General features: G+C 77.0%; 12 protein-coding genes. 10 read left to right on the forward strand and 2 right to left on the reverse strand.

Annotated elements, in window-relative coordinates; genetic code table 11:
- Positions 1 to 7: 7 nt before the first annotated feature.
- The gene (locus tag ACWH4W_RS23735) at positions 8 to 619 is read right to left on the reverse strand and encodes a hypothetical protein (RefSeq protein ID WP_473077879.1); all 612 of its coding nucleotides are present in this window, start codon (positions 617 to 619) and stop codon (positions 8 to 10) included.
- Between the two features lie 239 nt (positions 620 to 858).
- Between ACWH4W_RS23735 and ACWH4W_RS23740 the strand changes: the two genes are divergently transcribed.
- The 5 genes from ACWH4W_RS23740 (at position 859) to ACWH4W_RS23760 (ending at position 5,995) form a co-directional block, all read left to right on the forward strand.
- Positions 859 to 1,575, forward strand: a complete 717-nt coding sequence (locus ACWH4W_RS23740; protein WP_473077880.1) for a nucleotidyltransferase family protein — start codon at positions 859 to 861, stop codon at positions 1,573 to 1,575.
- The gene (locus tag ACWH4W_RS23745) at positions 1,572 to 1,856 is read left to right on the forward strand and encodes a BON domain-containing protein (RefSeq protein ID WP_473077881.1); all 285 of its coding nucleotides are present in this window, start codon (positions 1,572 to 1,574) and stop codon (positions 1,854 to 1,856) included. The genes ACWH4W_RS23740 and ACWH4W_RS23745 overlap by 4 nt, the downstream gene beginning before the upstream one ends.
- On the forward strand, positions 1,853 to 2,602 hold the full coding sequence (locus ACWH4W_RS23750) for a metallophosphoesterase family protein (RefSeq protein ID WP_473077882.1): 750 nt from the start codon (positions 1,853 to 1,855) through the stop codon (positions 2,600 to 2,602). Before ACWH4W_RS23745 ends, ACWH4W_RS23750 begins: the two co-directional genes overlap by 4 nt.
- A 199-nt stretch (positions 2,603 to 2,801) precedes the next feature.
- Entirely contained in the window at positions 2,802 to 4,469 is a 1,668-nt protein-coding gene (locus ACWH4W_RS23755) for an alkaline phosphatase D family protein (protein WP_473079247.1), read from the forward strand.
- A 155-nt stretch (positions 4,470 to 4,624) separates the two neighbouring features.
- The gene (locus tag ACWH4W_RS23760; RefSeq protein WP_473077883.1) at positions 4,625 to 5,995 is read left to right on the forward strand and encodes a trypsin-like serine protease; all 1,371 of its coding nucleotides are present in this window, start codon (positions 4,625 to 4,627) and stop codon (positions 5,993 to 5,995) included.
- 221 nt (positions 5,996 to 6,216) lie between these two features.
- Here ACWH4W_RS23760 and ACWH4W_RS23765 read toward each other — a convergent pair whose 3' ends face one another.
- A complete protein-coding gene (locus ACWH4W_RS23765; protein ID WP_473077884.1) occupies positions 6,217 to 7,464 on the reverse strand; it encodes a cytochrome P450 in 1,248 nt (415 codons plus the stop codon).
- Between the two features lie 174 nt (positions 7,465 to 7,638).
- On the opposite strand from ACWH4W_RS23765, the gene ACWH4W_RS23770 reads away from it, so the two are divergent.
- The 5 genes from ACWH4W_RS23770 (at position 7,639) to ACWH4W_RS23790 (ending at position 13,632) form a co-directional block, all read left to right on the forward strand.
- The gene (locus tag ACWH4W_RS23770; RefSeq protein ID WP_473077885.1) at positions 7,639 to 8,133 is read left to right on the forward strand and encodes a hypothetical protein; all 495 of its coding nucleotides are present in this window, start codon (positions 7,639 to 7,641) and stop codon (positions 8,131 to 8,133) included.
- 347 nt (positions 8,134 to 8,480) lie between these two features.
- Entirely contained in the window at positions 8,481 to 9,446 is a 966-nt protein-coding gene (locus tag ACWH4W_RS23775; protein ID WP_473077886.1) for an NAD-dependent epimerase/dehydratase family protein, read from the forward strand.
- A 75-nt stretch (positions 9,447 to 9,521) separates the two neighbouring features.
- Positions 9,522 to 11,189, forward strand: a complete 1,668-nt coding sequence (locus ACWH4W_RS23780) for a carbamoyltransferase family protein (protein WP_473077887.1) — start codon at positions 9,522 to 9,524, stop codon at positions 11,187 to 11,189.
- On the forward strand, positions 11,186 to 12,244 hold the full coding sequence (locus ACWH4W_RS23785) for a glycosyltransferase family 2 protein (protein ID WP_473077888.1): 1,059 nt from the start codon (positions 11,186 to 11,188) through the stop codon (positions 12,242 to 12,244). The genes ACWH4W_RS23780 and ACWH4W_RS23785 overlap by 4 nt, the downstream gene beginning before the upstream one ends.
- Positions 12,245 to 12,384: 140 nt before the next feature.
- On the forward strand, positions 12,385 to 13,632 hold the full coding sequence (locus ACWH4W_RS23790; protein ID WP_473077889.1) for a glycosyltransferase: 1,248 nt from the start codon (positions 12,385 to 12,387) through the stop codon (positions 13,630 to 13,632).
- Positions 13,633 to 13,663 lie beyond the last annotated feature (31 nt).

A 13,663-nucleotide genomic window follows, 5' to 3' on the forward strand; every position in this document is an offset into this window, starting at 1 on the left:
CCGTGCCTCAGCCGGAGCGCCGGCCGTGTCCCGGCCGCCCGGGAGCGTCGTCGTGCCCGGCCGCCGCGGCCACCTTCCGCAACGCGGACGCGGTCCCTTCGTCCCCCACCTTGGCGGGCTGCACGCGCGGGGCCGGTTCACCGCCGGGGCGGTGCCGGGTGGGGGTGAGCCGGTCACCGGGGCCGGCAGGGGGGAGGGGGTCACCGGGGGCGCGGTGGGCCGCGCGGGCCGCGTCGGCTTCCGCACCCGCCGGGGCGGGGGCCCCGCCCTCACGCGTCGCGGCGGCCCACGCCTCCTCGCCGGCACCCTCACCGTCGCCGGCAGGCGCCTCCGGCGTGTCCCCGGCGGTGGCCTCCCGCTCGTCGCGGGGCCGGGTCAGCCAGGCGACCGCCGCTCCGGTCACGGCGACGGGCCACTCCACCAGGCCGGCGACGCCGAGGACGCCCGCGCCGGTGTAGACGGCGATGCGGCGGCCGCGGGGGGACACCGCGCCGAGGGTGTCGAGGGCGGTGCCGGCCGCCTTGCCGACCTGTCCGGCGCCCGGCAGCCGCCGCAGGTGCGAGGCGACGGCCCGCAAGGGCTGCGGAAGCTCCGACGCACGCGACGTGTCCTGCTCCATGTCGACCTCCACCACCGGACACCCGGGCCCGTTTCGACGGCTCTCACCCCATCGTCGGCCCGGATCGGCCCGCGCGCCGCCCGGGTGCGCCCGAAGCGGTCTCCCCCGCCGCCGGCGCGGGCCCGCGCCCCGTGTCGGAACGGGCGCGCCGGGTACCAGGAACAGGCACACGGACATGCGCCCGCGACGGGCGCCAAGACAGCGGCCGTCCACACGGTCCGGTCGCGAAAGGAGTGGTCATGACGGAGAACGGCGAGGACGTCGTCGGAACGCGGCGCCCGGGGACACCGGATCTCCGTCTGGCCTCCGACGCCCCCGAAGAGGCGCCGCCGCTCGACCCGCGGGCCGAGCCGCCGCTCGCGGGCGCCGACGGCTCCGGCCTCCCCCGCGACCGCAACCAGGCCATCCTGGAGGCGGCCAAGCAGGTCGGCGCGGTGCTGAAGCGGGGCGGGCACCTCTTCGCGCTGGCGGGCAGCGTCGCCGTGCACGCCCACGGCGGCAGCGGCAACCTCCAGCACGACGTGGACTTCTGCGTCCGCCCGGAGGACGCGGCCCCGGTCGCGGCCACGCTGCGGGACGCCGGGCTGACCGTCTACAGCCCGCCCGAGGACTGGCTGATCAAGGCGACCTGTTTCGGGCAGGACGTCGACGTCATCTTCGAGCTGGCGCACCGCCCGGTCTCCGAGGAGATGCTGCGCCGCGCGCAGGAGCTGCCCGTCGACTCGGTCCGGATGCCGGTCCTCGCGCCGACCGACCTGCTCACCGGCCTGCTCGCCGCGTTCTCCGAGCACCACTGCGACTTCGGCGCCGTCCTGCCCATCGCCCGCGCCCTGCGCGAGAAGGTCGACTGGGAGCAGGTGCGGCGCGACTGCGGCGACGCGCCCATGCCCGCCGCCTTCTTCTTCCTGCTGGAACGCCTGAACGTCATCCGACCCGCCCGTGGAGGGAACCCATGAACACCCACGACGCCGGTCCGGCGGGCGGCGCCCCGCCCGCGGGCCCCGAGTACCGCGTCGCCCACCTCCAGGACCGTCTCGCCTCCGGCGAGCTGGGCGAGCTCGGCGTGCGGGCCCAGGTCCGCGGCGGGGCCGTCCTGGTCACCGGGACCGTGCCCTCGGCCCGCTGCCGGGACGAGGTCCTGGACGTCGTGCGCGAGGAGCTCGCCGGGCTCGACGTGCACTGCGACATCGTCGTGAGCGAACCCTCGTCCCCCGACCACGCGGAGGAGCTGTCATGATCCGGGTCGCCGCCGTCGGGGACATCCACATGGGTCCCGACACCCGGGGCGTGCTGCGCCCCGCCTTCGACACCCTGCCCGACTGCGCCGACCTGCTGCTGCTGGCCGGCGACCTCACCCGGCACGGCACGACGGACGAGGCACGGGTGGTCGCCGACGAGATCCGCGGCCTGGGGGTGCCGGTGGTCGCGGTGCTGGGCAACCACGACCACCACGACGACCGGCAGGACGAGGTGTCCGGCCTGCTGCGGGACGCGGGCGCGCACGTCCTGGAGGGCGAGGCGGCGGTCCTGCGGATCGGGGACGCGCGGGTCGGGGTGGCCGGCACCAAGGGGTTCGGCGGCGGATTCGTCGGGGCGAGCGCCGGGGAGTTCGGCGAGCCGGTGATGAAGGAGTTCGTCCGGGTCTCCCGCCGCTGCGCCGACGGTCTGCGGGCCGCGCTGGAGCAACTGGCGCAGGAGGACTGCGACGTGCGGATCGCCCTCACCCACTACTCCCCCGTGCCGGAGACGCTGGCCGGTGAGCCGCCGGAGATCTACCCGTTCCTGGGCAGCTACCTGCTGGCCGAGGCGATCGACACCGCCGGGGCCGACCTCGCCGTGCACGGGCACGCGCACGCCGGCAGCGAGCACGGCATGACCACCGGCGGCGTGAAGGTGCGCAACGTCGCCCAGCCGGTCATCGGACGGGCCTTCCACGTCTACCACCTGCCGCTGCGCGAGCGGGTCGGCGCCGAAGCCGGCTGATCCGTCCCTCGTCCCCGAAGCGCCGTCGGTTCCCCCGGCGGCGCTTTCCCGTGCGCCGCCGCCCGTACCGCCTGTGGTGTGAACGCCCCGCACGGCACGCCCCTGCCGGGCATTTCGTCTGCTTAGCATGCAGCTCCGTGTCCGCGGCCCGCCGGCCCGCGGCCGCCGTCCGCCCCGCATCCGTACGAGAGGACACCCGATGGCGCTGCCGGGCCGTACCGGACGACCTGCCACCGCGCTCGCCCGCGCCCCGCACGACACCGAACCGCGCACCGCCGCCCGCCAGGTGTCACGCCGTCGCTTCCTGACCGTCACCGCCGCGGCCGCCGCCCTGGCCTTCTCCACCGGCCTCCCCGCGCGCGGCGCGTTCGCCGCGCCCCGCCTCGACGCGGCCCGCGTCACCGAGGACCCGTTCACCCTCGGCGTCGCCTCCGGTGACCCGCTGCCCGACTCGGTGCTGATCTGGACCCGGCTGGCCCCGGCGCCCTTCACCCCGGACGGCGGGCTGGGGCAGCAGCAGGTCGAGGTGGCCTGGGAGGTCGCGCTCGACGCGTCCTTCGTGCTGGTCGTGCGCAGCGGCACCGCCCTGGCCCACCCGGAGTACGCGCACAGCGTCCGCGTGGACGTGCGGGGTCTGGACCCCGCGACCTCCTACCACTACCGCTTCCGCGCCGGCTCCTGGATCAGCCCGGCGGGCCGCACCCGGACCGCCCCCGCCGCCGGCGAGGACGTCTCGCGGCTGCGGCTGGCCGCGGTGGCCTGCCAGGCGTACCACGACGGCTACTACACGGCGCACCGGCACCTGGCCCAGGAGGACGTCGACGTGGTGTTCCACCTCGGCGACTACCTCTACGAGTACGCCGTCGACTCCGCGGGCGGCGCCCGGGGTTACACGGACCGGAGGCTGCCGGCGGTGTTCGACCGGGAGACGACCACCCTCGCGGACTACCGGATGCGGTACGCGCTCTACAAGAGCGACCCGGATCTGCGGGCGGCGCACGCCGCGCACCCGTTCGTCGTCACCTGGGACGACCACGAGACGGAGAACAACTACGCGGCGGACATGGACGAGAACGGCAGCGACCCGGCGCTGTTCCTGGCCCGGCGGGCCGCCGCCTACCGCGCCTACTGGGAGAACCAGCCGCTGCGCGCGGAGCAGCTCCCCGACGGGCCCGACGCCCGCCTCTTCCGCCGGCTGCACTGGGGCACGCTCGCCCAGTTCGACGTCCTCGACACCCGCCAGTACCGTTCCGACCAGGCGTACGGCGACGTCCCGCACGTGCCGGGGCCCGAGTCGGACGACCCGGCGCGCACCCTCACCGGGGACGCCCAGGAGCGCTGGCTGCTCGACGGATGGGCGTCCTCCGGCGCACTGTGGAACGTGATGCCCCAGCAGGTCTGCTTCTCCCAGCGCAAGCTGGACCTGAACGCCCGGGCCAAGCTGTCCATGGACGCCTGGGACGGCTACCGCGCGAACCGCGGCCGGCTCGTCGCCGGGGCGAAGGCGGCCGGCGTCGACAACTGGCTGGTGCTCACCGGCGACGTCCACGTGGCGTACGCCTTCGACATCAAGGACGACTTCGACGACCCCGCCTCCGCCACCGTGGGCACGGAACTCACCTGCACCTCCGTCACCAGCGGCCGCGACGGCGTGGAGCGCCCGGCCGACTGGGACACCTACCTGCGGGCCAACCCGCACCTGCGCTTCTACGACGGCCGGCGCGGCTACCTCCGGGTGGAGCTGAACCGGGAGCACGCCCGCGCCGACTTCCGGACCGTGCCCGCCGTGACGAGGCCCGGCGCGGCCGTCTCCACCGCCGCCTCCTTCGTCACGGAGGCCGGCGCGCCCGGTCTGACGCCCGTGTGACGTCACCCGTCCGCCCCGCCCGCCTACTGCACACGGGGCCCGGCCCCGTCCCGTACGTGCGAATCCCGGTGTGTCCTGACATCCCGTCGGGCGCGCCGGGCAAGGACTCAGTCTCCGCGACGGCACCGCCGCCCGAACGAACGGAGACGTACCGAATGGTCCTCAGACACGCCCGGACCGCGCGCCGCTCGGCGCTCGCGGCGCTCGGCGCCCTCGTCCTCGCCGGACTCCCCCACGTCTCGGCGGCGGACGCCTCCCCCACGACGGGCCCCGCGCCCGGGGCGGCCCAGACCCTCGGCGCCGACCGGCCCTCCCCGCACCTGCTCAGCGCCCTCCAGCGCGATCTGGACCTGGACGCGGAGCAGGCGTCCGCACGCCTGGTCAACGAGGCCGAGGCGGGCACCCGCGCCGGCCGGCTGCGCAACTCCCTGGGCGAGCGGTACGCGGGCGCCTGGCTGCGCGGCGCGACCGCCGACGAGCTGACGGTGGCGACCACCGACGCCGGGGACGTGCCGGCGATCGAGGCCGAGGGCGCCACCGCCCAGGTGGTCGAGCGGCCCCTGGCCGCGCTGCGGGCGGTGAAGGAGAAGCTGGACGCGGCGGCCGGCCGCGTCTCCACGCTCGACACGCCCGTCTGGTACGTCGACGTGGTGCGGAACCGGGTCGTGGTGCAGGCCGTCGACCAGGCGGCGGGCGCCGCCCTCGTCGAGGCCGCGGGGGTGGAGGGCGAGGACGTCGGCATCCGCCTGGCGGCCGAACGGCCCCGGCTGCTCCAGGACATCACCGGCGGCGACGCGTACTACATCGACGACTCGGCCCGCTGCTCCGTCGGCTTCTCCGTCACCGAGGGCGGCCGGGGCGGCTTCGTGACGGCCGGCCACTGCGGCCGGGCGGGCGCGACCACCACCGGCTACGACCGCACCGCGCAGGGCGCCTTCCAGGCGTCGGTGTTCCCCGGCCGGGACATGGCGTGGGTGGCCACGCGGAGCCAGTGGACGCCGACGCCCGACGTGAAGGCGCAGGACGGCCAGGAGGTGCGGGTCACCGGCTCGGCGCAGGCGCTCGTCGGGGCGTCGGTGTGCCGGTCCGGTTCCACCACCGGCTGGCACTGCGGCGTGATCGAGCAGCACGACGCGAGCGTCCGTTACCCGGAGGGCCGGGTCGACGGGCTGACCCGGACGACGGTGTGCGCCGAGCCGGGCGACTCCGGCGGTCCGTACCTCGCGGGCGCGCAGGCGCAGGGGGTCACCTCCGGCGGCTCGGGCGACTGCGTCGGCGGCGGCACGACGTTCTACCAGCCGGTCAACCCGATCCTCTCCGCGTACGGGCTGACCCTGACCACGGCGGCCGCGACGGCCGCGTCCGGGCAGCAGGAGACCGGCGCCCAGGCGTGGACCGCCGGCCGGGTCTACGAGGCGGGTGCCACCGTCACCCGTGACGGGGTGACGTACCAGTGCCTGCAGACCCACCAGGCGCAGGGCGCGTGGGCGCCCGCCGGGACCCCGGCGCTCTGGCAGCGGGTCTGACGCACGGCACGGCGCCGGCGGCGGCCCCTCCGACCGCCGCCGGCACCGTCGTGCCGTGCGGGTTCAGCGCCGTGCGGGTTCAGCGCTCCTCGGCGAGCAGCGCGTACGCGCCGGCCGGGAACGGGTCGCGCGCGGAAGCGGCGGGTGCGGACGGCGGCCCCGAAGTCGGAGCAGCGCCGGCGGGTGCCGGGGCGGTGGCCGGGGTGGTGCCGCGGGGGCCGTTAGACGCCGGCCCGCCCCACTCCCGCAAGGACCACACCGCTGTGCGGGAGGGTCGGGACGCGGTGCAGGGGGATGGCCAGATTCTGGTCCGGAACCGTGTACTCCGTACGGGCCAGCCGCGCCGCGAGGGTCTCCAGCACACCGAGGGTGAGGCCCTCTCCGGGGCAGCGGTGGCCCGTCGCCGGGTCGCCCCCGCCCTGCGGGATCAACGCGTCGTGCTCCACGGCCCGTTCGAGGAAGCGCCGCGGCCGGAAGGCGTACGGGTCGCCCCACAGCGTCTCGTCGTGGTTCTGGCCGTACACGTCGAGCACCACCAGGCCGCCCTCGGGCACCCAGGCGCCCCGCCAGAACAGGTCGCGGGCCGCGAGGCCGCCGAGGAACGGCACGAACGGGTAGAAGCGGCGGACCTCGTGCGCGAACGCCGTCTGGAACGCCGCGTCCCCGGCCGCGAGCGGCGCGCGGTTCTCCGGCCAGCGGTGCAGGGCGTGCGCGGAGAAGACGACGAACCAGGCGAGGGCGGTGGTCGGGCGCAGCACGTTGAGCAGTTCGACGGCGGCCGTCTTCTCGTCGAGCGGCTCCCCGTCCGCGTCGCGGTGCCCGCAGACCCGCCCCAGCACCGAGCCGTCGGGCGCGGTGACCTGTCCGGTGCGGACGTCGCGGACCAGACGGGCCAGCCGCTCCTCCTGGCGGCCGCGGGCGCGCCGGGCCCGCAGGTGGCGCGGTCCGGCGGTGGCGAAGCCGTCCACCATCGCGGTCATGTCCCGTGCGGTCGCCCCCGCCCCGGCGTCGTCCAGCGGTACGCCAGCCCAGCGGTGGACGCCGCGGGTGAGCACCGTGGCCGCCTCGTCGAACAGCACGATCGACGCGCGCCGGCTCCACTGCGGCACGGCCTCGTCCCAGGCGGCGGAGACGTGCTCGGCGAGTCCGGCCACGGCGGCGGGCTCCAGCAGCGGGAGGAACAGCTCCTTGCGGGCGCGGTGGGCGGCGCCGTCGAGGGTGTGCACGGCCTCGTGGCCGAAGAGGGTGCCGAGGACGGGTTCGGGGATGGCGCGGTGCCGGTGCACGTTCCGTTCGTCGTAGAAGAAGCGGACCGCCTCCGGTCCCCGCAGGGCGAGGGCGGGGCGGCCCATGATGCGGGTGCGGACCACGGAGCCGGACGCGTCACGCATCCGGTTGGGGAGCCAGGCGTAGCCCTCGGCGAGGAGCGGCAGGGTGCGGTCGAGCAGGGGGCGGCTGAGTACGTCCATGACAGCCGGGTGCCCGCAGTGTCCGCCCGGACACTCCGCGGCACGGGCGTCACAGCTCTCCGGGCGTGGCGCAGACCACGCCGGAATCGAGACCCGGGTCACGTCGGCGGGTGCGGGACGGGGACTACGGTGCTGGCGTCCTCATCCCTCTCCCCAGGCTCGGACGGACCCGCAGTGCCAGCCCACCTCTCCCCCGTGACAGCGGCCACCGCGCAGTGGCTGACCCGTTCCTTCCCCGCGCCCGGCGGCGCGCTGTCCGACGCCCTGTGCGAGATCCAGGCCCGTCAGGCGGTCACCGTCGCGGCCCGCCTCCGCTACCCCACGGCGATGGACGCGGAGCTGGTGGCTCTCGCGGGTCCCGGAGGCGCGGCCCGCCTCGACGGCATCACCGGCGCGGAGGGTCTCGACGTGGAGCCGTGGCGCACCTGGGTCGACGAGGTCGTGGCGAGCTGGGCGGCGTGCCTGCTGTCCGACCCGGCCCTGGCGGCCCGGGCGGTCGCCGCGCTCCCCCGGGGCTCGGGCGAGTACCGCCGCCTCCTCTCCCCCGACCCGACGGACACCAGGGCGGCGGCCTTCCTCCGCCATCCGGACCTCCTGCTGCCGGTGGCCCGTCTCCACCGCGCCTCCCTGCTGACCCGCCTGGGCCGGGAATCCACGCTGGCGGCGTGACCGTTCCCGCCGCCTCCGGGCGCATCCCGGCCGGTCCCCCGCGTCGCCCGAGGCCGAAGTCCCACGACGGCGCGCCACCGGAGTCGGCACAGCCGCCCGAAGACGGCGCGCCTTCCGGCCCCGCGTCCCCGCGGCGGCCGCGCGTCGCCCGGCGCGGCCGCCGCGGGTCCGGCGGACCGTCGCCGGACCGGTGCGGGGGCGCGGGCCGTGACCCCGCCGACCCCGCTCCCTCCGCGCGCCCGCCGGGCCGGCGCCCCCGCCGGTGCCGGCCCGGTCACCCTGCGTGATTCACTCGACCGCACCAGGCGACCGTGCCGACGCCCTCCGTGCGGGTGAGGGTGTGAGGCATGAGCAGTCCCATATCCCGGAAGTGGGAGCACGCCGTCGTGACCGGCGGCGCCGGGTTCGTCGGCTCCCATCTGTGCAAGGCCCTGCTCGACGCGGGCGCGGCCGTGACCTGCGTGGACGACCTGAGCACCGGCCGCCCCGAGAACATCGCCCCGCTGCTCGACCGGCCGGGGTTCACCCTCGTGCGGGCCGACGTGTCGAAGGCGCTGCCGGTGAGCCGGCGCCCCGACCTGGTCCTGCACTTCGCGTCCCCCGCGTCCCCCGCGGACTACCTGCGGCTGCCGCTGCACACCATGGAGACGGGCAGCCTCGGCACCCGCAACGCCCTGACCCTCGCCCATGAGTCGGAGGCCCGGTTCGTGCTGGCGTCGACGTCCGAGGTGTACGGCGACCCGCGGCAGCACCCGCAGGACGAGCGGTACTGGGGCAACGTCAACCCGGTCGGCCCCCGCAGCGTGTACGACGAGGCCAAGCGCTTCGGCGAGGCGCTGACCACCGCGCACGCGGAGACCTACGGGACGGACACCTGCATCGTGCGGCTGTTCAACACGTACGGCCCCGGCATGCGCGGCCACGACGGCCGGGCGGTGCCCACCTTCGTGCGCCAGGCGCTGGCCGGCGAGCCGCTCACCGTGACCGGGGACGGCCGGCAGACCCGCTCGCTGTGCTACGTCGACGACACCGTGGCCGGCATCCTCGCGGCGGCCGCCCACGGCCTGCGCGGCCCCGTCAACATCGGCAACCCCGCCGAGATCAGCATGCTCGCCCTGGCCCGCCTGGTGGTGGCCCTCGCCGGCTCCTCCTCCGAGGTGCGCTACATCGAGCGTCCGGTGGACGACCCTGCCGTGCGCTGCCCCGACATCACGCTGGCCCGCGACAAGCTCGGCTGGGAACCCCGGGTGAGCGCCGAGGAGGGCCTGCGCCGCACGATCGACTGGTTCCGCGCCGAAGCGGCCCGCGGCTGAGCGGCCCGCCCCCGCCGGCCCCCAGGACCAGGCGGCCGCCCCGGCCGCAGCTCCGACGCGAAAGGTCCGTCCACCATGCGCATCCTCGGCATCAACGCCCTGTTCCACGACCCCGCGGCCGCCCTGGTGATCGACGGCCGTACCGTCGCCGCCGCGGAGGAGGAGCGGTTCTCCCGGCGCAAGCACGGCAAGCGGCCGCTGCCCTTCTCCGCCTGGGAGCTGCCCGAGAAGGCCGCCGCCTGGTGCCTGAAGCGGGCCGGGCTGCGTCCCCAGGACCTCGACGCGGTCGCGTACTCCTTCGACCCCGCGCTCGCCCGCCCCGCCGACGCGATGGGCCTCGACGACCCCTGGGACCATCTGCGCCTCACCTACGCGCGGGAGGCCCCGAACTTCCTGCGGGCCGCGCTGCCCGGCCTCGACCCGGAGACCGTGCGTTTCGTCCCGCACCACATGGCGCACGCCGCGTCCGGCGCGTACGCCGCCCCCGACGCCGGCGGCAGCTCCGTCCTGGTGCTGGACGGCCGCGGCGAACGCGCCTCCCACCTGGCCGCGCGCCGCGTCGGCGACCGGCTCGAACCGCTGCGCGCCCAGGACCTCCCGCACTCGCTCGGCCTGGTCTACGAGGAGCTCACCGAGCACCTCGGCTTCCTGCGCTCGTCCGACGAGTTCAAGGTGATGGCCCTCGCCTCCCACGGCACCCCGCGCATGCTGCCCGAGCTGCGCCGGTACGTGTATCCGACCGGCGACGGCGGCTTCCGCGCCACCGGGGTGCCCTGGGCGGAGCTGTGCCCACCGCGCGGCCCGGACGAGCCGTGGACGCAAGGCCACGCCGATGTCGCCGCGAGCGCGCAGGCCGTGCTGGAGGAGACGCTGCTGGACCTGGTGCGCTGGCTGCACGGCCGGACCCGCGACCCGGTGCTCACCCTCGCCGGGGGCGTGGCGCTGAACTGCGTCGCCAACTCCCGCATCGCCCGCGAGGGTCCGTTCTCCCGGGTGTGGGTGCAGCCCGCGGCCGGTGACGCGGGGACCGCGCTCGGCGGCGCGCTGCTGCTGTCCGCCGGCGCCGGGGACGCGCCCGAGCCGATGACCGGCGCCGACCTGGGCCGGGACTGGTCCGACGCGGAGCTGGGCGCGTGGCTGAAGACGGCCGCCGTGCCCTGCGAGAAGCCCGAGGACATCGCCGTCACCGTGGCCCGGACGCTGGCCGACAACGGCATCGTGGCCTGGTTCCAGGGGCGCAGCGAGTACGGCCCGCGGGCGCTGGGCCACCGTTCGCTGCTCGCCCATCCCGGGCACGCGGGAAACCTGGAGCGGCTCAACGACGTGAAGGGCCGCGAGCAGTTCCGGCCGGTCGCGCCGATGGTGCTGGCCGACCGGGCGGCCGAGATCTTCGACGGGCCGCTGCCCAGCCCGTACATGCTGTTCGTGCACGACGTGGCGCCCGCCTGGCGGGACCGCGTGCCCGCCGTGGTGCACGTCGACGGCACCGCCCGCATCCAGACGGTCGACCCGGCGCGCGAGCCGCTGCTGGCGCGGATGCTGCGCGAGTTCGAGCGGCTGACCGGGCTGCCCGTCGTCGTCAACACCAGCCTCAACACGGCGGGCCGGCCCATGGTGGACGACCCGCGCGACGCCCTGGAGTGCTTCGGATCCTCCCCGGTGGACCTGCTGGCCATCGGCCCGTACGCGGTGCGGCGCGGCGCGCTCTTCCGCACCAGTGACACGGACGAGGTGGCGCGATGACCGGGCCGGCCGCTCCCGCCGGGGAGTACGCGGTGGTGGTGCCGACCCTGGGCCGCCCGTCGCTGGCGGCGTGCCTGGGGGCGCTGGCCGGGGCGGAGGGGCCCCGCCCGGCGCGGGTCGTGCTGGTGGACGACCGCCGGGACCCGGCCGTACCGCTCACCGCGTCCGTGCCGCCGGCCCTGCGCTCCCGCACCGTCGTGGTGCCCGGCGGCGCGCGCGGCCCGGCCGCCGCCCGCAACGCCGGGTGGCGGGCGGCCGGGGACGCGCCGTGGATCGTCTTCCTCGACGACGACGTGGTGCCCGGCCCCGCCTGGGCCGACGACCTCGCGCTGGACCTGGCCGGGGCGAGCGTCGCGACCGCCGGGATCGCCGCGCGCGTCGAGGTGCCGCTGCCCGCGGACCGGGCGCCCACCGACTGGGAGCGCAATGTCGCGGGGCTGGCCGGGGCCTGCTGGATCACCGCCGACATGGCGTACCGGCGCAAGGCGCTGGAGGCCGTCGGCGGCTTCGACGAACGGTTCCGCCGCGCCTTCCGGGAGGACGCGGACCTGGCGCTGCGGATGCTCGACGCCGGCTGGACGCTGGCGGAGGGACGTCGTACGACCACGCATCCGGTGCGGCCGGCGGGCCGGTGGGTCTCGGTGCGGCTCCAGGCGGGCAACGCGGACGACGTGCTGATGACCCGGCTGCACGGACGCGACTGGTGGCGCCGGGCCGGCGCGCCCCGGGGCCGGCTGCCGGCGCACCTGGCGGTGACCTCGGCCGGGCTCGCGGCGGCGGTCTGCGCGCTGACCGGACGCCCGCGCGCCGCGTCGGCGTGCGCCGCCGGGTGGCTCGCCGGGACCGCCGAGTTCGCCACGGCCCGGATACGCCCGGGTCCGCGCACCCGGGACGAGGTCGTCACTATGGTCCTCACCAGCGCGCTCGTCCCGCCGGCGGCGGCCTGGCACTGGCTGCGCGGGCAGGTCCTGCACCGCGCCGCGCCCGCCCACCGCCGGGCCTCCCCCCGGTCCCCCGCGCCCGCGGCGCCGGCCGGCGAACGGCTGCCGACATGACCCGCCGGCCGTCCCCGCCCCCGGCCCGCGCCGGTCCCGGCGGGCGGCGCGGCACGCTCCCGGCCGCAGCCGCGGCCGGAACCCGATCCGCGGACGGCGGTGTCCGCACCCCGGCCGCGACCGATCACGGAGGTGAGCCCATGACCGCGGACGTCGCCCCTGTCCCCCCGGGCGTGCTGTCGATCGCGCTCGTCTCGGAACACGCGAGCCCTCTCGCCGCGCTCGGCGGGGTGGACGCCGGCGGCCAGAACGTCCACGTCGCCGCCCTGGCCGCAGCGCTCGCCGACCGCGGGCACCGGGTCACGGTGCACACCCGCCGGGACGCGCCCGACCTGCCGGACCGGGTGCGGCTGGGCGAGCGCGTGGAGGTGCACCACGTCGGCGCCGGGCCCGCCGAGCCCGTGCCCAAGGACCGGCTGCTGCCGTACATGGACGAGTTCGCGCGCCGGCTGGTCCGGGAGTGGCGGGCCCGCACCCCGGACGTGGTGCACTCCCACTACTGGATGTCGGGGCTGGCCTCGCTGGGCGCGACCCGGGAGCTGGGCCTGCCGCTGCTGCACACCTTCCACGCGCTGGGCACGGTGAAGCGGCGTCACCAGGGGGACGCCGACACCAGCCCGCCGGAGCGGATCGGCTGCGAGATCGCGGTGGGAACCGGCTGCGACCGGATCGTCGCCACCTGCCGTGACGAGGTCGCCGAGCTGGTCCGGATGGGCGTGCCCGCGGACCGGATCGGCGTCGTGCCGTGCGGTGTCGACACCGAGCGGTTCACCCCGGTGGGCGCCCGCTGGGCGCGCGGCCCGTACCGCCACCGGCTGGTGCAGCTGGGGCGGCTGGTGCCGCGCAAGGGCGCGGCCGTGTCGGTGGCGGCGCTGGCCCTGCTGCCCGGGACCGAGCTGCTGGTGGCCGGCGGGCCCCCGGCGGAGCGGCTGGACGACGACCCGGAGGTGCGCCGGCTGCGCGCGATCGCACGCGACGCCGGGGTCGCCGACCGGGTGCGGTTCCTGGGCGGGGTGGACGCCGGGCGGGTGCCCGCGCTGCTGCGCTCCGCCGACGTGGTGCTCTGCCCCGCCGACTACGAGCCCTTCGGGATCGTCCCGCTGGAGGCCATGGCCTGTGGCCGGCCCGTGGTGGCCAGCGCGGTCGGCGGCCAGCTCGACACGGTCGCCGACCCGGCCACCGGACGGCTGGTGCCGCCGGGCGACCACGAGGCGCTGGCCGGGGCCGTGGCGGGCCTGCTCGCCGACCCGGCCGGCCGCGAGGCCTGCGGGGTGGCCGGCCGCCGCCGGGTGCTCAGCCGTTACGGGTGGGCGCGGGTCGCCGCGGCCACGGAGACGGCGTACTGCGAGGTCCTCGACACCGAGCCGGCCGTGACCGGGGCCGGCTGAGCCGCCGGCCGGACCGGCCCGCCGACGTCCG

The organism is Streptomyces sp. DSM 120436 (genome assembly GCF_055778765.1).

Excerpts from the sequence above, each read along its gene's own strand:
- ACWH4W_RS23735 (WP_473077879.1), bottom strand. The coding sequence starts at position 619 with ATGGAGCAGGACACGTCGCGTGCGTCGGAGCTTCCGCAGCCCTTGCGG.
- ACWH4W_RS23740 (WP_473077880.1), top strand. The coding sequence starts at position 859 with ATGACGGAGAACGGCGAGGACGTCGTCGGAACGCGGCGCCCGGGGACA.
- ACWH4W_RS23745 (WP_473077881.1), top strand. The coding sequence starts at position 1,572 with ATGAACACCCACGACGCCGGTCCGGCGGGCGGCGCCCCGCCCGCGGGC.
- ACWH4W_RS23750 (WP_473077882.1), top strand. The coding sequence starts at position 1,853 with ATGATCCGGGTCGCCGCCGTCGGGGACATCCACATGGGTCCCGACACC.
- ACWH4W_RS23755 (WP_473079247.1), top strand. The coding sequence starts at position 2,802 with ATGGCGCTGCCGGGCCGTACCGGACGACCTGCCACCGCGCTCGCCCGC.
- ACWH4W_RS23760 (WP_473077883.1), top strand. The coding sequence starts at position 4,625 with ATGGTCCTCAGACACGCCCGGACCGCGCGCCGCTCGGCGCTCGCGGCG.
- ACWH4W_RS23765 (WP_473077884.1), bottom strand. The coding sequence starts at position 7,464 with ATGGACGTACTCAGCCGCCCCCTGCTCGACCGCACCCTGCCGCTCCTC.
- ACWH4W_RS23775 (WP_473077886.1), top strand. The coding sequence starts at position 8,481 with ATGAGCAGTCCCATATCCCGGAAGTGGGAGCACGCCGTCGTGACCGGC.
- ACWH4W_RS23780 (WP_473077887.1), top strand. The coding sequence starts at position 9,522 with ATGCGCATCCTCGGCATCAACGCCCTGTTCCACGACCCCGCGGCCGCC.
- ACWH4W_RS23785 (WP_473077888.1), top strand. The coding sequence starts at position 11,186 with ATGACCGGGCCGGCCGCTCCCGCCGGGGAGTACGCGGTGGTGGTGCCG.
- ACWH4W_RS23790 (WP_473077889.1), top strand. The coding sequence starts at position 12,385 with ATGACCGCGGACGTCGCCCCTGTCCCCCCGGGCGTGCTGTCGATCGCG.